The following is a 17,069-nucleotide window of genomic DNA, read 5'->3' as shown; positions in this document are numbered from 1 at the left end:
TATTTATACGTAGCACATGAATTTCGTCGCTTTTTGTTCATCACACGCCCGATTATTGGCGTGGGCGCTGTGGTTGACGCTGTGTACGGCGCAGCAGGCCGCTGCCCAAGACAAGGTGTCGCTGAAAGACGCCAAGGAGATGACCTACCAGGCGCAGTCGACGGTGGAGGAGCTGCAGAACCTGCTGAATTACGTCACCTTCAACGACAACGCGCCCAGCGAACTGGCCGAGGTCATCAGCAGCAGCTACAAGCCGTCGCGCAACCAGATTTTTCTCAGCAAGGACGTCATCGTGGAAGACGACGTGAACCCGGCGGCCGGCCTGGGCAAAACCAAGGACCTACCGGTCGAAAAGTACCTCGATGCCCTCGACGTGCAGTACGAAAAAACGCCCGACGCCAGCGTTGCTTTTTCTAATTTGGTGATTTCCAAAATCAAGAAGAAAGAGTACCTGTACGTAAAGGTCCGCTTCGACGAAGCTTTTGCCAGCAAGGAAAAAGCCAGCGGCAAAGCGTATGAGACGCGGCAGCGCGAAGCCTTGGTGCGCCTGAACAACTTGGGTGGAAACAAGTGGCAGGCCCTGATTGTGGGGCTTAGCTTTTACAATCCGGCCCTGCCCGTGGAGGCCACCGACAACGACCTGCTCATCACCGCCGACGCGTCGGCGGAATCGGCTCTGGTGACGCAGGAAGACTTTGTGCGCGAAAAAGACGACTTCGTGCTGGGCAAGCAGCAGGAGGAAAAGCGCAAGCAAATAGCGTATGACGAGTACGTGACACAGGGCAATAACTACGTGGCCAGCAAGCAGTACAAGGACGCGTTGGAGTTTTACGGCAAAGCGAAGGAGTTGCGCTCGCTAGTGCCGGCTCTCGACAAAAAGATTCTGGACACCAAGCGCCTCGAGGCCGAGAACACCTTCGAAAGCCTGAAAAACAAGGCCGAGCAGGCCAAGAGCGAGCGGCGCCACGCCGATGCGCTGCGGTTTTACAAGCAGGCCCTGGCCATCAAGCCCGAAGCCCGCGTGGCCATGGAAGCGGAAATGGCCCTGCTGACCAAGAAGCTGGACGAAATTGCCCTGCCCAAAAACAAACTTGAGGCCAACGACCTGCAGGGCGCCATCGACGCCTGCGACAACATCCTGAAAGAAAACAAAAAGGGCAAAAACGACTTCCCGGAGCTGTTTTACATCAAAGCCCAGGCCTACCAGCAACTCGGCGAAAAACAGCCCAACGACGCCCGCTCCCTGGACCGCGCGTTGGAGAACTACACCATGGCGCTGCAGTACTACCCGAACTACACCAGCGCGCGGCTGGCCCGGGCCAATTTCTACGTGAAGCACAAGCACGACTACGTGAGCGCCGTGACCGACTACGACGTGCTGACGGCCAATGCCCTGGACGATGCCCCCGAAAAGCCGAAATACTATAGCGTGAAGGGCAGCTGGAAAAACCAGCTGAAAAACTATTCGGGGGCGCTCGAAGACTACGCCAAAGCCATTGCGCTGAGCCCGGAAAACGGCGCGGCGCACTTCGACATGGCCGAGCTATTGTACCGCCTGCAGCGGCACCCGGAAGCGCAGGTGAGCTTCAACACGGTGCTGGAGCTGGAGCCGAAAAACGGCAAGGCGTACTATTACCGGGGCCTGAACTACCTCGGCCTGCGCGACGTGCCCAGCGCGGGCAAAGATTTCAGCGCCGCCGAAGCCATTGGCCTCGAAGCCGACCAGCTGAAAAAAGTAGAGGCCATCAGTGCAAACTATTTTGAAGAGGCGCTGGCGGCCTTCAAAGCCAAAAAGGCAGCTAAAGCCGACAGCCTCTACGACAACGCCCTGGCCGTGCGGCGCTGCAACGCCAAGGCTTGGCACGGCAAAGCCGAAATAGCACTGGCGGCGGGCGAGGAACAAGCCCGGAAGCGGCAAGCCGCCAAAAGCAGCTACCAAAAAGCCATCGAGCTATACCAAAAAGCCATTGCCTGCAAGCCCGCCTACTCGGACGCGCAGTATAAAAAGGGGCTGGCTTACCAGAAAATAGCCGAATACAACGCGGCGCTGGACAGCTACACCGACGCCATCAAGAGCGACGCCAACAGCGTGCAGGCTTACATGGGCCGCGGCAATACCAACCTGGAAACGAAGCAATACGCCAAAGCCATTGCGGATTTTTCGCGCGCCGCCACGCTGCTGCAAAACAGCCTGCAGGCCGCCAAGAAAGACAGCCAGAAGGAACTGGCGCTGACGCTCAGCAACAATTTGTCGCAGGCGTACCAGCTGATGGGCCAGGCCTGGTTTTACAAGAACGACTACACCAAAGCGGTGCTGCTGAGCGACAAGGCGCTGGAAGCAAACCCCAAAAATGCCGAAGCGCTGTATTACCAAGGCTTGTCGTACCAGGCCGTGCACGACCTGTCCAAAGCGCTGAAAGCGTATGCGGAAGCCATCAAATACGCGCCCCACTACAAGTACTATCACGCCAACGGCAGCGCCTCCCTGCAGGCCGATAAATACGAGCAGGCCATTGCGAGTTTCAACGCCGCCATTAAGCTCGACACGCTGCCCGAGCTGAAAGACAGCCGCTACCTGCGCGGCCTGAGCTATTTCAAAAGCCGGATGCTGGAGCCCGCGCTGAAGGATTTTACCGAGTACGAGAAGTCAGTAGAAAAAACCGACAGCTTGTTCTACACCGATTTTGGGATGCTGAACCTGTACCTGAACCACGACGCCGTGGCCATCGACCACTTCAAGCGCACCCTCACCACCCAGCCCAAGCACCCGCTGGCGCTCTACGGCCTGGGCTGCGCCTACGCCAAGGCCGGGCAGTTCGACAAGGCCCTGCAGCAGTTTGAGCAGGCTTACCAAACCCGCCAGCTGAAAAAGGAGGACATCAAGCTGGAGGAAGAGACCTTCCTCGTGGAGCTGAACAAGGTGAAGGCCCACAAAGCCCAATACGCGCAGCTGAAAAAGACCTATTTGCCGCCCTCGCAATAAAGCGTGGGCCAAGCGACGCGGACTTTTTGGTGAAGCAGAACGGAATTACTTATTTACGATGAGCGAGGTAGCGGAAGCCGGTATTTGGGAACAGCTAGAGCTGGAAATTGAGCAGGAAAGCGAGGCGGTGGACGGCCTGCGCGCCCTGCTGAAGCAGACGATTGTGGGCCAGGACGACCTGCTCGAAAAGCTGCTGGTGGGCTTGTTCGGCAACGGGCACATCCTGCTGGAGGGCGTGCCGGGGCTGGCCAAAACCCTCACGGTGAAAGCGCTGGCCCAGGCCATCAGCGCCCAGTTCAACCGCATCCAGTTCACGCCCGATTTGCTGCCCGCCGACGTGCTCGGCACCATGATATTCAACCTGCACACCAACGAGTTCAGCGTGAAGAAGGGGCCGATTTTCTCCAATTTCGTGCTCGCCGATGAAATCAACCGGGCCCCGGAAAAGGTGCAGAGCGCCCTGCTGGAAGTGATGCAGGAACACCAGGTGACCATCGGGGGCAGCACGTACCCGCTGGCGCCGCCTTTTCTGGTGCTGGCCACCCAAAACCCCATCGAGCAGGGCGGCACCTACGAGCTGCCCGAAGCCCAGATGGACCGCTTCATGCTGAAGGTGGTGATTTCCTACCCCTCGCTGGAAGAGGAAAGAATCATTGTGCGGCGCAACCTAGCCGAAGAAAAGCCGGCCCTGGCCGCGCCTTTTTCGCTCGAAAATGTGCTGCGGGTGCAGGACCTGGTGAAGCGCATCCACATCAGCGAGAAGGTGGAGGACTACATCCTGAACCTGGTGTTCTGCACGCGCTTTCCGGAGCGGTACGGGCTGGCGCACCTGCAGCCGCTGGTGCGGTTTGGGTCGTCGCCGCGGGGCAGCATCAACCTGGCGCTGGCGGCGCGGGCCTTCGCCTTCTTGCAGAAGCGGGCCTACGTGACGCCCGACGACGTGCGCCACGTGGCCTACGACGTGCTGCGGCACCGCGTGGGCCTGACCTACGCGGCCCGTGCCGAAAACCTGACCTCCGACGCCATTCTGGGGCACATCATCGGCGGGGTGCCCACCCCGTAATCATCGCCGCCCGGCGCGCCCGCATGGAACTCCAGGAACTCATTCAGACGGTGCAGCAATTCGAGCTGCTCTGCCAGCGCCTCACCCAGCAGCCGCTGGCGGGCCTGTTCAACAGCTCGTTTAAGGGCCGCGGCTGGAGCATCGACCACATTCGCAAGTACGAAGTGGGCGACAACATCAAGGACATTGAGTGGAACGTGACGGCGCGCTTCCGCGAAACGTACGTGAAAACCTTTACCCAGGAAAAAGAGCGGCTGGTGTGGATATTGGTGGACGTGAGCCGCTCCATGCTGCCCGCCGCGCCGGGCCAGGGCAAGGGCAAATACGAAGTGGCGCTGGAGATAAGCGCCGCGCTGGCTTTTAGCGCCATCGAGAGCCAGGACCGGGTGGGCGTGGTTTTTTTCAGCGACCGGGTGGAGCACGTGGTGCCCGCGGCCCGCGGGAAGGTGCACTTCTGGCGCATTGCCAAGGAACTGGTGGCCGCGCGTCCGCTGAGCCGGGGCACCAGCGTGGCGGCGGCGCTGCAGTTCCTCGTCAGCAGCCACGCAAAGAGCAGCGTGGTGTTTCTGGTGTCGGACTTCGTGTCGGACGATTACGCCACCGCCTCGCAGGTGCTGGCGCAGCAGCACGAGCTGCTGGCCGTGCGGGTGGTTGAAGAGCGCGAGGCCGAGGTGCCCCGCCTGGGCTGGGTGCAGCTGCGCGATGCCGAGAGCGGCCGCACCCGCTGGCAAAACACCTCGCGCAGCGGCTTTCGCCAGCAGCTGGCGCAGCACCAGGGGCAGGTGGCGAGCCGCTTTGAGGCGGCGTATGGCCCCACGGCGGTGCGCAGCTTGGCCGTGGGCACCGGCGGCAAGCATCTGGAAGCGTTAGTCGGGTTCTTGCAGCACGCGAAATGAGGGGACTGCGATGGGCTTTCTGGGGTGCCCTGCTGCTGGCGGGCGGTGCGGAGGCCGCCGCGCCGGGCCGCCCGGTGCGGGCCCAAGTGGATGCGCGCGCCTGCAAAATCGGGCACCCGGTGGTGCTCAGCCTGCGCGTGGCCCGGCAGCCGGGCGAGCAGGTGCGCTGGCATCTGGCCGATGAAGCCGTGCAAAACAAGGAAGGCCTGCTGCTGCAAGCCCAAACCCGCACCCTGGGCGCGGCAGAACTGCAGCACCGCATGGTGTTCACGTCGGCGCAGGGTGGTCGCTGCCAGCTGGGGCCTTTCGCGGTGGTGCTGCAAGGCCGGCAAGGAGTTGACACCGTGTACGCGCCCGCCATTGCCGTGCAGTTTCAGGCCGAGCCTTTGCGCCGGGAGTTGCACGCGCTACGCCCCGTGGTGCCCGCGTGGCAAGCGGTGCCAGCGCCCCGAAAGTGGGCGCTGCTGGCTTCGGCCGTGCTGCTGGCGGGGGCGGGGGGCGCGGCCTGGCAACTGCTGCGCAAGCGGCCGCCGCAGCCCACGGAACCTCCCCAGCCGCCGACGTTGGACCAAGCCCGCCAGTTGGCGCTCGACAAAATGGAGGCACTGGAAATGCATTCCCAGCTACACGCCCACGCGGCAATGCCCGACGAGCTAGTGGGCATTGTGCGCGAATACCTGGAATGCCGCGCCGATGCAGAAAGGAACGCAGAGCCGCTTGCTGACGCGGCTGGCCTGGCCGAACTGGACCGCGCCCGGTTTGCGCCAGCGCCCCCCGACGCGGCTGGCCGGGCGCGGCTGCTGGCCCTGGCCCGGCAACTGGTGCTGAGCGGAGCCGAAACCGGGGTGGTTCTAACCGAAACACTCGTCCGATGAACCACGCCGCATTTCACAATCCGGGGTGGTTGCTGCTGTTTCTAGCGTTTCCGGTGCTGCTGTGGCTGCACGTGCGCTACTGGCGCCGGCGCCAGCCCGTGCTCACGCTGGCCAGCCTGCCCGCGCCGTTGCAGGTAGCGCACCAGGCCCTCACGCCGCCGGATGTGCTGTTTGGGCTGCGGCTGCTGAGTCTGGCGGGCATTGTCCTGGCCCTGGCCAATTTCCAAACCGCCACGGTGAGCCGGCAGAAAGTGCCGGCCCAGGGCATCGACGTGGTGCTGGCCATGGACATTTCGGCCAGCATGCAGATTGAGGACATCAAGCCCAACCGCCTGGAAGGGCTGAAAACCGTGATTTCGCGCTTCGTGGCCGGCCGCACCCACGACCGGCTGGGCCTGGTGGTGTACGCCGGCGAGAGCTTGAACTGGTGCCCGCTCACCACCGACTACGGCTTTCTGCTGCGGCAGCTCAACCGGCTCGACCAACCCGCGCTGGCCGACGGTACCGCCATCGGGCTGGGCCTGGCTTCGGCCGTGAACGCCCTGCGGCCCGGCAAAGCCAAAAGCAAAGTCGTCATTCTGCTCACCGACGGCGAAAACAACACCGGCTTCATCGAGCCCGTCACGGCCGCGCAGCTGGCCCGCAAGCACCGCATCAAGGTGTACACCATTGGCATCGGCAGCACAGGCACGGCGCCGCTGCCGCTCTACGACCTGAACGGACGAAAAACCTACCACTACGTGCCCGTCAAAATTGACGAGCCGGCCTTGCGCAGCATTGCCCGCCAAACGGGCGGCAAGTATTTCCGGGCCAAGGATGCGGCCGCGCTGCGCCGGATTTACGCCGAAATCGACGCTTTGGAGCAGTCGCCCACCGGCTACCGCACGCAGGTGCAGTACACGGCGCAGTACCGGTGGTTTGTGTGGGCGGCGCTGTTCTTTTTCGGGCTGGGCGAAGGCCTGCTTTTCACGGTGCTGCGCAGCTTGAGTTAAATGATAAGCGTCGAACACCCTTCGTATCTGTACCTCGCCGCGGCCGTACCCGTGCTGGCCGCCGGCTATCTGTTGCGCCGCCGCGCCCAGCAGCAGGCCCACGGGCAGATGCTAGGCGCGGCGCCGGTCAGCGCGCGCCTGCGCCAGGCCCTGCGGCTGCTGGCCCTGGCGGCGCTGGTGCTGGCCCTCAGCAACCCGCAGCCCCGGGCGCAAGCCGCTGGGCCAGTGCCGGACCAGCAGCCGCGGCGGCTGGTGTTTGTGGTGGACGTGTCGACGAGCATGCTGGCGGCCGATGTGCTGCCCGACCGCCTCACCCAGGCCAAAAAAGTGGTGGCCGAAACCGTGCGCGGGCTGCCCGGACGGGAGGTAGGTGTGGTGGTGTTTGCCGGCAATGCCCAGCTCTTTCAGCCCCTGACCACCGATGCCGAAGTGCTCAGCCAGGCCTGCGCCACCATCGGCCCGGCCCTGGTGCCGCGCCAGGGCACCTCGCTGGCCGAGGCCCTGGCGCTGGCGGCCCTGGTCCTGAAGCCCACGCCGCAGCACCGGCAGGTGGCCTGTGTCCTTTCCGACGGCGAAAACCACGCCCCGCGCTACGCTGCCCTGGCCGACTCGCTGAGCAAAGCCGGCCTGGACATTGTGGCCGTGGGCGTGGGCACGCCCGAAGGGGCGGCCATGTACACGCAAAGCCGGCCCGGCGAAGAGCCCCGTGCCAAGCGCGACCGGCGGGGGCAGCCCATCATCTCGCGGTTTCAGGAAGCCAGCCTCAGGCGCATGGTGCAGGACCGGCCCGGCCGCTACATCCGGCTCGATAACTGGCGCAGCGCCAGCGCCAGCCTGCGGCAAGCCCTGCAGAAGCTGGACCCCAGCGCCCGTCCGACCGCCGACGCAAGCCCGGCGCAGTACTTTCAGTGGTGCCTGCTGGCGGCGCTGGTCCTGCTGGTGGCGGAGTTTCTGGTCCCTCTCTTCCACCGCATTCGAGCCTAAGCATGGAACGCACTAGCCGATACCGACAGCTTTGGGGCGCCGCTCTGGCCGTGGTGGCGGGGGCCGGACTGTGGGCAAACACCAGGCCCGGCGCCCTGGCCGCCCGCCTGCTGCGCCTAGCCGAAGGCAACCACGCTTACACCGCGGCGGCCTACGGCGACGCGGAAGTGCATTATCGCGCCGCCCTGGCCGGCGAAGTGCCCTTGGCGGCGGCGCGCTACAACCTGGGCAACGCCCTGCAGCAGCAAGGTCGCTATGCCGAAGCCATTGGTCAATACCGCGGCGTGCTGCACGCCGGGGCGCCCCAGGCCGAAGCCTTGGCGTGGGCCAACCTTGGCCAAGCTTATTACCACACCGGAGAGTTGTCGCGCAGCCTGGCCGCGTTTCGCCGCGCGCTGCTGCTGAGCCCCCACGACGACCAGACGCGGCAGGACTTCCTGTTTGTGCGGGCCGCAATTCTGCAAAAGCAGCAAAGCCCGCCGCCGGCTAAAAAAGGGACGCCGACGCCAGCTAAGAACGAGGCCGAAAGCCGGCCCGGCAGTGATGAAAAGAAGGACGACGCCGGCCAGCAGCAGGGGGCGGCCGAGCAGCAGCTGTCGGCCAAAACCATGGAGGAGCTGCTGGGCCAGCTGAGCGAAAACGAAAACCAGGTCAGAAACAAGATGAGCGGCCCCCGGCAGCAAGGACGAAAAACGGCTTCGGATGAAAAAGACTACTAGGCCAGCGGGTTTCCGACTGCGGGCGGGCTTGTGGGGCGTGTGGCTGCTGCTGGCCAGCGGCCCCGTGGCCCGGGCGCAGCACGCCGACGCGCCGCACGCCCGGGCCGCCAAGCGGGGCGAGGACGTTTTTCTTCGGGCCGTGGCCAGCAGCCCCACCGCCTACGCCGGACAGGCGCTCACGGTGAGCTACCTGCTGTATTACCGCGTGCCGGTTGTCGACCCCGACGCCGAAATCAACCTCAAGTTCAAAAACTGCCAGGCCGAGGAATACCCGGCGACTGCCCGGGAGCACCGCGAAACCGTGGCCGGCAAACCCTACCAGGTGCGCGTGCTGAAGCAGTACCACGTGGTGCCGGAGCTGGCCGGCACGCTGCAACTGCCCGCGCTGGCGCGGCAGTACAGCTTCAGGGCGCCGCCCGCGCCGGAGGACTTTTTCGGGGAGCCGAAAATGGTGTCGAAACGGGTGACGTCGGAGGAAGTGCAAGTGCCCGTGCGGCCGCTGCCCGCCGCCCCCGATTCGGTGGCATTTGCCAACATCGTGGGCCGGTTTCGGTTCCGGCCTTCCTACACGGTATCCCGCAAATCGGCCAATCTACTCACGTTTCAGCTCAAAATAACGGGAGATGGCAACCTGCGCAAGACCAAGCTGACGCCGCCGGCCCTGCCCGCGGGCCTCGACGCGTTCAACATCGCCGGCCAGGAAAAGCATACCCTGACCGCGAAAGGGCTGAAGGCCGAGTACACGTATTCCTACGACGTGCTGGCCAACTACCGCGGCACGTATAGCCTGCCGGGCATCCGGGTGCTGGGCTTCGACCCGGAGCAGGGCAACTACACGGCCTACCGCGCGCCGGCCTACACCTGGCGCGTGGAGCAAGGCCCCGTGGCGCCAGCGGCCCTGGTGGCCGGGCCGGGCCGCGCCGCCCGCAAAAACGCCGGGTTGCAAACCAAGGCCAGCCTTTTTCAGAACGACGGCCAGCTGCGTTTTTTGGGCTCGCACGCCTATTACGGCGGCTTGCTGCTGGCCGTGGGCTTGCTGCTGGCGGGCGCGGTGCAGACCGAGCGACTGCGGCGGCGTGCGGCCAACCCGCGCCGCTATCTGGCCAGAACCGCCCGCGCCCGGGCCGTGGCGGCCTTGCGGCGCCACGCCCGAGCCGAGACGCCCCTCGATGCACACTGCAAAGCGCTGAGTGAAACCCTGGTGGACTACCTGAGTGCCCGGTTTGGCCTCGCCCCCGTCCAGCTCACCGTGCGCGAGCTGCCGGTCCGCCTGCAGGCGCGCGCCGTGCCCGAAGAACTGCAACGCGAAACCGTCGCTTTCCTGCAGGCTCTGGCCAAAATCCGATTTTCCGGCCATTCGTCCGGCGCGGCCGACGGCCCCGAGGCCCAACACCTTCTCGACCTTATTACGCGGCTCGACGCCTGCCCTCATGACGAAATACCTGCTTCGCTGGTGCCTGCTGCTCGCTAGCCTTGCCAGCTGCACTGGTCGGCCCGAGGAGGCCAAGTTGATTTTCCAGCAAGGCAACGAGCGGTTGGCCCGGGCCGACTACGCGGGCGCCATTCGTTGCTACCGGCAACTGGAGCGCCAGGGCGTACGTCGGCCCGAGCTGTACTGCAACCTGGGCACTGCCTGCTACAAAACCGGGCAACTGGGCTGGGCGGTGTATTGCTACGAGCAGGGCCTGCAACTGGCGCCGGCCGATACGCAGCTGGCGGCCAATCAGCGAATGGCTTGGCGCAAGGCCTGCCTGCCGGCCGTGCCGCGTTCTGCATTTGCGCCCGGCTCGCCCGCCTTGCTGTTGGCAACCGATGCCGGGGCCAAAGCGGCCGTGGGGGGACTGCTGCTGGGCGCGGCGCTGGTGGTGCTGGCCGGATGGGGCCGGCGCGGCGTGCGGGCCGCGGCCCTGCTGCGCGCGGGGCGGTATGTGCTGCTGGCAGCCGGTGGGCTGTTGGGGCTGGCCACGGGGGCTGGGATTTCCTACACGAGGCACGGCATCGTGGTGGGCGCCGCCGTGGCGGGCCGGAGCGGGCCCAGCCCCGCAGCCCGCAAAGCGTTCGACCTGCAATCTGGGGAGCAGGTTGTCATCGAAAACCGCTATCAGGGCTGGCTGAAAATCAAGCGGGCCAGCGGCGAAGCCGGCTGGGCGCCTGCTCCCGCTGTGGCCGTGCTGCAGCCCCGTTAGGCGCCCCGCACAAGGCAGTAGGGGAGGCGCGGGCCGGCCCGAACAGCCGTTGGGGGCTGGGTTGGAGAAATCTTTTTTGAAGAACCTGCGTCCGGCTACCGGTGCAGGGGTTGCGCAAACCGCTGCACCTTTGCCCGGGCAACAATATCTTTTCGCTACTTCTGATGATTGTTCAACGCATGATGGGCCGGCTTAGCCTGCTGGCGCTGCTTGGGGGCTGGCCCGCAACGCAGGCCATGGCCCAGCAAGTACCGGTGCCGCGCGATACGTCGTTCACGGTGCACAGCGCCTTCGCCAAAGCCCTAAAAACCAATCCCGGCATCAGCATTGCCCGGCCGGCGGCACCGGCCACTATTGAGGCCCGCCTGAACCAGACCTATTGCACCCTGGGCAGCCGGGCGCTGCAGCTGGACGTGTTTTACCCCAAAGCCAAACGCAAACGGGGCTACCCGGCGGTGCTGTTCGTTCACGGGGGCGGGTGGCGCTCCGGCGACCGGTCACAGCACGTGGCCATGGCCCAGCAGCTGGCCGCCCGGGGCTACGTTACGGCCACGGCCGAGTACCGCCTCTCCACCGAAGCCCTCTACCCCGCGGCCGTGCACGACCTCAAGGCCGCCATTCGGTGGCTGCGCGCCAACGCAACTGCCTACCAGATAGATACCGCCAAAGTGGCCGTGTGGGGCTTTTCGGCCGGCGGGCAGCTGGCGGCCCTGCTGGGCACCACCAACGGCGACCCGCAGCTGGAAGGCACCGCCTGCCACACCCGCTACTCCAGCCGCGTGCAGGCCATCGTGGATGTGGACGGCACGCTCGCGTTCATCCATCCCGAATCGGGCGAGGGCGATGACCGCAAGGGCACCTCGGCCGCCACGTATTGGTTTGGCGCGCCCAAAACCGAGAAGCCGGAGCTGTGGCTGCAGGCCGGCGCGCTCAGCCACGTCACGGCCCAAACGCCGCCCATCCTGTTTCTCAACAGCTCGGTGGCGCGCATGCACGCCGGCCGCGACGACCTGCGCCGGCAGCTCGACGCCTTCCACATCTACCACGAAACGCACGCTTTTCCCGACGCGCCGCACCCGTTTCCACTGTTCAACCCCTGGTTTGAGCCCACGCTGAACTACACGGCGACATTCCTGCAGCGCGTTTTCAAATAAGCTGGCGGCAGCACCGGCTGGCTTACTTGCGCGCCGGAACCCAGCCGGTGCTGCCGGCGAAAATAGTGCTTAGGGTATACTGCTTGGCCTCCTTGGCCGTGAGCTGGCGGGACCATTTCACGCGGCCACTGGGCTTTGCGCCGGGTCCGAGGGAGTTGAACTCGGCGTAGTAGGCCGTCTTTTCGTTGTCGGGGCTGCGCCAGTTGTCCCAGCCCTCGGGCCGGATGTGGGCGCCCATCTCAGTGTTGAGAAACACCGTGCGGGCATGCGGGCGCCAGGGCCGGCCCAGGAATACTTTGGCGGCTTCGGGGCCGGCCGTGAGCTTGCAGTTCAGAAACACCAGCCCGAAGGCCTGCCGCGGCCAGGTGGAGGCGGCCGTGATGTAGGAATCGGTCTTGCTGAGGATGGTGCAGCCGTCGAACACGGCCGTGCTGGACCCGAAAATGAAGTCGGTAGTGCCTTCGATGTAGCAGTCCTGGTAGTACTGCCGGCTGTTTTCCACGGCCAGAAACAGCGTGTCCTGGTTGCCCAGCAGGCGGCAGCGGCGGAAGGTGGCGCGGTCGCCTTCCACGTGCAGGGCCACGGCCTGGCCCACGCGCCCGGCCGAGTTCTCGAAGGTGATGTTTTCGGCGGTGAAGTCGTTGGCTTCCACCCGCACCGTGGCCGAGGTGTAGGTGCTGTGCTTGGCGGCATCACCGGAATAGTCGCCGAAGGTGATGACGGTGCCTGCCGCGCTTTCGCCCAGCAGCGTAATATTGGTTTTCTGCGGCGGTATCAGCAGTTTTTCGTGGTAGGTGCCGTTTTTGACGAAGATGGTGGCCGTCACCTGCATGAAGTCGCGCACGGCCATCACGGCTTCCTGAATGGTGCGGTAGTCGCCGGTGCCGTCGGCCGCTACGGTCAGGCGAATGGGCACCAGAAAGGTTTCTTTTTTGGCGGGGGCCTGGGCAGCGGGCGGCGCTACCTGGGCGTGGAGCACCGAAGACGCCAGCATCAGGCCGCTGGCAAGCAACAGGGGGCGAAAAACCATAAGGCAACAAATCGAAATACGGCGGAATAGCCCGGAACAGGGCGGCGGTAAAGGTGCCGACAAGTTTCAGGACAACCTAGTTTTCGGGCCGAAAAACCACCCGGGCTGTAGCCGGACCGATTGAGTCCGGGTAGGAGTTGTCTGCATCACCGTCTTTCTTTACGCCACCAGCCGGGGTTTGCCGGCTGGGTTGGCGTTGTCCTATGATGGAGTTGTTTGCTGAGTTTTGGGGCGCGGCGCGGTGGGCGTCGGTGGTTCGGCGCGCGCTGTGGGGCGCGGCTTTGGCCCTGGGCCTGTCGGCGGGTTCGGCGGCGGCCCAGGGGGCCCAGGTATCGAAGGTGTGGGTGCCCGACCTGGGCAACGGTACCTACAAAAACCCGGTGCTCTACGCCGATTATTCCGACCCCGACGTGGTGCGCGTGGGCAGCGACTTTTACCTCACCTCGTCGAGCTTCAACGCCGTGCCGGGCCTACAAATCCTGCATTCCCGGGACTTGGTGAACTGGTCCATCATCGGGGCCGTGTTTCAGGAGCAGCCGCCGCTGGCCCGCTACGCCCTGCCCCAGCACGGCAACGGCGTGTGGGCGCCGGCCATTCGCTACCACCACCAGGAGTTCTACATCTACTACCCCGACCCCGACCTGGGCATTTTCGTGACGAAGGCCAAAAACCCGGCCGGGCCCTGGTCGAAACCCGTGTGCGTGAAGGAGGCCAAGGGCTGGATAGACCCCTGCCCGCTTTGGGACGCCGACGGCCGGGCCTACCTCGTGCACGGCTTTGCGGGCTCGCGCGCCGGCATCAAAACCATTTTGGCGGTGAGCCCCATGAGCCCCGACGGCCAGCGCCTCACCGGCCCCGACGTGCTGGTGTTTGATGGCCACAAAAACCACCCCACGCTGGAAGGCCCCAAGTTTTACAAGCGCAACGGCTACTACTACCTCTTTGCCCCGGCCGGCGGCGTGCCCACCGGCTGGCAGCTGGTGCTGCGCTCCAAAAGCGTGTACGGGCCGTATGAGGAGAAAATTGTGATGGACCAGGGCAAAACCGCCGTCAACGGGCCGCACCAGGGCGCATGGGTGGATACCGACACCGGCGAAGACTGGTTCCTGCATTTCCAGGACCAGGGCGCCTACGGGCGCGTGGTGCACCTGCAGCCCATGCGGTGGCAAAACGACTGGCCCGTCATCGGCGAAGACCCCGACGGCGACGGCAAGGGCCAGCCCGTGCGCACCTACCGCAAGCCCCGCATCAAGAGCCCCGCCCAGCCCCTGGCCACGCCGCCCACTTCCGACGAGTTTGGCGGCCGCCAGCTCGGCCGGCAGTGGCAGTGGCACGCCAACCCGCAAGATTACTGGGCCTACCTGTACCCGGCCCAGGGCAGCCTGCGCCTGTACGCGGTGCCGCTGCCCGATGGCTTCAAAAACTACTGGCAGGTGCCCAACCTGCTCCTGCAAAAGCTGCCCGCCGAAGCATTCACGGCCACCGCCAAGCTTACCTTCAGCTCCCGACTGGAAGGCGAAAAAGTGGGCCTTATGATGATGGGCCTCGATTACGCCTACCTCTCCCTGGCCAACCAGGGCGGCAAGCTGCAGCTCAGCCAAACGGTGTGCAAGGACGCCGACAAGCTCTCGCCCGAAGCCACCTTGGCCCCCGTAGATGTGCCCGCCGCGCAGGCCGCCCAGCCCATCTACCTGCGCGTGGCCGTGAAAGCCGGCGCCAAATGCCAGTTCAGCTACAGCTTCGACGGGCGCACCTTCCAGCCGCTGGGCGCCGAGTTCACCGCCCGCGAGGGCAAGTGGATTGGGGCCAAAGTGGGCCTGTTCTGCTCGCGCACGGCCAAGTTCAACGACGCCGGCAGCGCCGACATCGACTGGTTTCGCATTGAGTAAGCAGGGCGCGCGCATAAGCGACCACGAGTAAACCGCGCCGTACTCCAGACCTACAAATAGCCCCGCCTTGCTCCGGGCCGCGCCCCGGCCCGCCACGTTTCGTCACCGCCCCGCAATCGGCTTTCTCTGAGCCGGCTTCGGGGCAGTGGGCGTTGTGCCCGGCACATCAGGCGAAGCAGGGCCGCGGCCACGCAATTGGACTGCCCGAGCAGCGGGCTTATCCGAAACCGCTTGATTTGTATCTGAAAACAGTACTTTTTTATTTTAAAATTATAATAATAGGACTTTTTCTCGATAATCTGAACCATGCTGCTGACCTTGCAGTTAGGTGCGCTACGACAGGTAGTGGGTCGTGGCGAGCAGTTGGAGACGGAGTAGTAGTGTAGTGGAGTAAAGTGCTGAAGAACTACGCAATAGTGCGTGAAGTTGAACCCCCCCAAAACGTGTTTATGAAGAAAGTACCCTTGATGTTGGGCCTGGCGGCCGCTGTATGCAGCCTGCCCGCTTGCCAAAAAAACCTCGAAGAAACCCCCACCCCTCAGGCCGTGGCCGCCAATGCCAGCCGCGCCGACCAACTGGCCGCCCAAAACTGGCACCAGACCGGCCTCACGGTGAACACCGTGAGCGGCGACAAAGCCGTGACGGCCGATTTGTTCTCGCACGTTAGCCCCGGCACGCTCGACCAGTCGGTTACGTTTCAGGCCGGCGGCGTGTACACGGTGCTGAAAGGCGGCGCCGCCAGTCCCCTCGTGGGCCGCTGGCAGCTCAACCCCGCCAGCGACTCCGTCATCGTGACCTTGCCCGGCCAGGTGCGCCGGCTGGCCGTGACCGAACTCAGCCCCACCAGCTTGCGCCTGACTTTCACCGACGCCGCCGTGAACGGCGCCGTTTCCACCTACACCTCGGTGTATTCCCACTGAGCCGTTCCATACCCAGCCCAACTGCTTGCAAACAGAAAGGCCCGGCTTGCCCAAGCCGGGCCTTTCTGTTTGCAAGCAGCGCCGCAGCCGGCACGTGGCGGGAGCCAACCCCAACGGGATTATATTCATTTTGCTATATGTTCGGCTATTGCCTTGGCGCATTCGGATAGCGAAAAGCATTGTTCGCTAAGAGTGAATAGCATTTTGGATATCTAAAATTTAACTTTCATCATGTAGGGGGTTCGGGCTGCTTGCCGCCGACGACACATTTCGCACTGCTGTTGCGCGTTGGTTGGCCACCGAGCACCGAACCGCTTGCCTTGCCCATGACCGCATTCTCCAATCTTACCACCAGTACGCTATGGCACTTTCTTTTCTCCGGTCTTCGCTACAAGTTGATTTGGCGGCCGCTCACCAGTCGCAGGAGGAAGCCGCGGCCTACGCCCGGCGCCTGCACGAAATAGAGACCAAGCTGTTATGCCGCGCGTTTGGCGGCCGGGCGGTGCTGCCCAGCGACTACGAACTGCTGCAGCGTTACCTCAACGGGGAGCTCTCCCGCGCCGAAGTATTCCGCGAGTTTTACGATGCTGCCTGAGCCCGCAGGCTGTTTAGCACAATTAGGTTATGCTTTCAAAAAGCTGGTTGTTTCACCTCTTATGCTTTTGACTATGAACCGATTTGTATCTCCGCAATGCCAGAGCTGCCCCAGCCGCCACAACTCGCTGCTGCGCTGCTGCACCGACGCCGACCTGGAAACGATGTCGCTGGGCAAAACCAGCCATCAGTACTCGGCCGGACAGGTAATTTTTCAGGAAGGCAGCCGCTCGCTGGGCCTCTACTGCGTGCACGAAGGCAAAATTAAAATCACCAAAACCGGCGGCGACGGCAAGGAGCAGATTATTCGCCTGGCCAAAAGCGGCGACACGCTGGGCTACCGCGGCCTGGTCACGGGCACGCCGCACTCGGCCTCGGCGGTGGCGCTCGACGACTGCACCGTGTGCCTGGTGTCGAAGCAGGACTTTTTTCAGCAGCTGAACACCAACGCCAATTTCTCGGGGGCCCTCATCCAGCTCCTGGCCACGGTGCTGAGCGAAGCCGAAAGCCGCATGCTGCACCTGGCCTACAAGCCCGTGCGCGAGCGCCTGGCCGAAGCCCTGCTGCTGCTCATGCGCACCTTCCGCACCGAAGGCGACCTGCAGCCCTTCACCCTGGCCATCTCGCGCGACGACCTGGGCGCCCTGATGGGCACCACCAAGGAAACCACCACGCGCATGCTCTCCGAGTTCAAAAACGAAGGCATCCTGACCACCCGGGGCAGCGCCATCACCATCCTGTCGCCGGTGCGGCTGGTCGAAATCGCCACCCTCTACGACTAGGA

General features: G+C 64.3%; 15 protein-coding genes. 14 read left to right on the top strand and 1 reads right to left on the bottom strand.

The genetic code is table 11. From position 1 onward, the window contains the following. The first annotated feature begins 16 nt into the window (after window positions 1-16). The 10 genes from JAO73_RS15355 to JAO73_RS15310 all read left to right on the top strand — a co-directional run bounded on the left by JAO73_RS15355 (window position 17) and on the right by JAO73_RS15310 (window position 11,852). Window positions 17-2,983 carry a tetratricopeptide repeat protein gene (locus JAO73_RS15355; protein WP_198978025.1) on the top strand — a complete coding sequence of 989 codons (2,967 nt, stop codon included), beginning with the start codon at window positions 17-19 and terminating at the stop codon, window positions 2,981-2,983. 58 nt (window positions 2,984-3,041) lie between these two features. After that, window positions 3,042-4,046, top strand: a complete 1,005-nt coding sequence (locus tag JAO73_RS15350) for an AAA family ATPase (RefSeq protein ID WP_198978024.1) — start codon at window positions 3,042-3,044, stop codon at window positions 4,044-4,046. A gap of 23 nt (window positions 4,047-4,069) precedes the next feature. Further along, entirely contained in the window at window positions 4,070-4,942 is an 873-nt protein-coding gene (locus JAO73_RS15345; RefSeq protein ID WP_198978022.1) for a DUF58 domain-containing protein, read from the top strand. Next, entirely contained in the window at window positions 4,939-5,817 is an 879-nt protein-coding gene (locus JAO73_RS15340) for a hypothetical protein (protein ID WP_198978019.1), read from the top strand. The genes JAO73_RS15345 and JAO73_RS15340 overlap by 4 nt, the downstream gene beginning before the upstream one ends. Then, window positions 5,814-6,809, top strand: a complete 996-nt coding sequence (locus JAO73_RS15335) for a vWA domain-containing protein (RefSeq protein WP_262896067.1) — start codon at window positions 5,814-5,816, stop codon at window positions 6,807-6,809. Before JAO73_RS15340 ends, JAO73_RS15335 begins: the two co-directional genes overlap by 4 nt. Next, window positions 6,810-7,793, top strand: coding sequence for a VWA domain-containing protein (locus JAO73_RS15330; protein ID WP_198978016.1), 984 nt, complete (start codon window positions 6,810-6,812; stop codon window positions 7,791-7,793). A gap of 2 nt (window positions 7,794-7,795) precedes the next feature. Then, window positions 7,796-8,512 carry a tetratricopeptide repeat protein gene (locus JAO73_RS15325; protein ID WP_198978014.1) on the top strand — a complete coding sequence of 239 codons (717 nt, stop codon included), beginning with the start codon at window positions 7,796-7,798 and terminating at the stop codon, window positions 8,510-8,512. Further along, window positions 8,496-9,983: a BatD family protein gene (locus tag JAO73_RS15320; RefSeq protein WP_198978012.1), complete on the top strand. Its 1,488-nt coding sequence runs from the start codon at window positions 8,496-8,498 to the stop codon at window positions 9,981-9,983. The genes JAO73_RS15325 and JAO73_RS15320 overlap by 17 nt, the downstream gene beginning before the upstream one ends. Next, window positions 9,943-10,698, top strand: a complete 756-nt coding sequence (locus tag JAO73_RS15315) for a tetratricopeptide repeat protein (RefSeq protein ID WP_198978011.1) — start codon at window positions 9,943-9,945, stop codon at window positions 10,696-10,698. The genes JAO73_RS15320 and JAO73_RS15315 overlap by 41 nt, the downstream gene beginning before the upstream one ends. A 164-nt stretch (window positions 10,699-10,862) precedes the next feature. Continuing rightward, window positions 10,863-11,852, top strand: a complete 990-nt coding sequence (locus JAO73_RS15310; protein WP_233169226.1) for an alpha/beta hydrolase — start codon at window positions 10,863-10,865, stop codon at window positions 11,850-11,852. Window positions 11,853-11,874: 22 nt separating this feature from the next. Here the strand turns inward: JAO73_RS15310 and JAO73_RS15305 are convergent, their stop codons facing one another. Beyond that, on the bottom strand, window positions 11,875-12,882 hold the full coding sequence (locus JAO73_RS15305; RefSeq protein ID WP_233169225.1) for a pectinesterase family protein: 1,008 nt from the start codon (window positions 12,880-12,882) through the stop codon (window positions 11,875-11,877). Between the two features lie 203 nt (window positions 12,883-13,085). Between JAO73_RS15305 and JAO73_RS15300 the strand changes: the two genes are divergently transcribed. The 4 genes from JAO73_RS15300 to JAO73_RS15285 all read left to right on the top strand — a co-directional run bounded on the left by JAO73_RS15300 (window position 13,086) and on the right by JAO73_RS15285 (window position 17,067). Next, complete coding sequence (locus tag JAO73_RS15300; protein ID WP_233169224.1) at window positions 13,086-14,771, top strand: glycoside hydrolase family 43 protein; 1,686 nt, start codon at window positions 13,086-13,088, stop codon at window positions 14,769-14,771. A gap of 449 nt (window positions 14,772-15,220) precedes the next feature. Next, the gene (locus JAO73_RS15295; RefSeq protein WP_198978009.1) at window positions 15,221-15,691 is read left to right on the top strand and encodes a hypothetical protein; all 471 of its coding nucleotides are present in this window, start codon (window positions 15,221-15,223) and stop codon (window positions 15,689-15,691) included. 361 nt (window positions 15,692-16,052) lie between these two features. Beyond that, complete coding sequence (locus JAO73_RS15290; protein WP_198978008.1) at window positions 16,053-16,286, top strand: hypothetical protein; 234 nt, start codon at window positions 16,053-16,055, stop codon at window positions 16,284-16,286. Between the two features lie 73 nt (window positions 16,287-16,359). Beyond that, window positions 16,360-17,067, top strand: a complete 708-nt coding sequence (locus JAO73_RS15285; protein WP_198978007.1) for a Crp/Fnr family transcriptional regulator — start codon at window positions 16,360-16,362, stop codon at window positions 17,065-17,067. The last annotated feature ends 2 nt before the right edge of the window (window positions 17,068-17,069 follow it).

It is taken from the genome of Hymenobacter miniatus, assembly GCF_016427455.1.
In the GTDB taxonomy this organism is placed as follows: domain Bacteria; phylum Bacteroidota; class Bacteroidia; order Cytophagales; family Hymenobacteraceae; genus Hymenobacter; species Hymenobacter armeniacus.
The sequence above is the reverse complement of the archived record's forward strand: the minus strand, read 5'-3'. Positions and strand labels throughout refer to the sequence as shown.

Coding starts and splice junctions, on each gene's coding strand:
- JAO73_RS15355 (WP_198978025.1), top strand. CDS start 17: ATGAATTTCGTCGCTTTTTGTTCATCACACGCCCGATTATTGGCGTGG.
- JAO73_RS15350 (WP_198978024.1), top strand. CDS start 3,042: ATGAGCGAGGTAGCGGAAGCCGGTATTTGGGAACAGCTAGAGCTGGAA.
- JAO73_RS15345 (WP_198978022.1), top strand. CDS start 4,070: ATGGAACTCCAGGAACTCATTCAGACGGTGCAGCAATTCGAGCTGCTC.
- JAO73_RS15340 (WP_198978019.1), top strand. CDS start 4,939: ATGAGGGGACTGCGATGGGCTTTCTGGGGTGCCCTGCTGCTGGCGGGC.
- JAO73_RS15335 (WP_262896067.1), top strand. CDS start 5,814: ATGAACCACGCCGCATTTCACAATCCGGGGTGGTTGCTGCTGTTTCTA.
- JAO73_RS15330 (WP_198978016.1), top strand. CDS start 6,810: ATGATAAGCGTCGAACACCCTTCGTATCTGTACCTCGCCGCGGCCGTA.
- JAO73_RS15325 (WP_198978014.1), top strand. CDS start 7,796: ATGGAACGCACTAGCCGATACCGACAGCTTTGGGGCGCCGCTCTGGCC.
- JAO73_RS15320 (WP_198978012.1), top strand. CDS start 8,496: ATGAAAAAGACTACTAGGCCAGCGGGTTTCCGACTGCGGGCGGGCTTG.
- JAO73_RS15315 (WP_198978011.1), top strand. CDS start 9,943: ATGACGAAATACCTGCTTCGCTGGTGCCTGCTGCTCGCTAGCCTTGCC.
- JAO73_RS15310 (WP_233169226.1), top strand. CDS start 10,863: ATGATTGTTCAACGCATGATGGGCCGGCTTAGCCTGCTGGCGCTGCTT.
- JAO73_RS15305 (WP_233169225.1), bottom strand. CDS start 12,882: ATGGTTTTTCGCCCCCTGTTGCTTGCCAGCGGCCTGATGCTGGCGTCT.
- JAO73_RS15300 (WP_233169224.1), top strand. CDS start 13,086: ATGATGGAGTTGTTTGCTGAGTTTTGGGGCGCGGCGCGGTGGGCGTCG.
- JAO73_RS15295 (WP_198978009.1), top strand. CDS start 15,221: ATGAAGAAAGTACCCTTGATGTTGGGCCTGGCGGCCGCTGTATGCAGC.
- JAO73_RS15290 (WP_198978008.1), top strand. CDS start 16,053: ATGGCACTTTCTTTTCTCCGGTCTTCGCTACAAGTTGATTTGGCGGCC.
- JAO73_RS15285 (WP_198978007.1), top strand. CDS start 16,360: ATGAACCGATTTGTATCTCCGCAATGCCAGAGCTGCCCCAGCCGCCAC.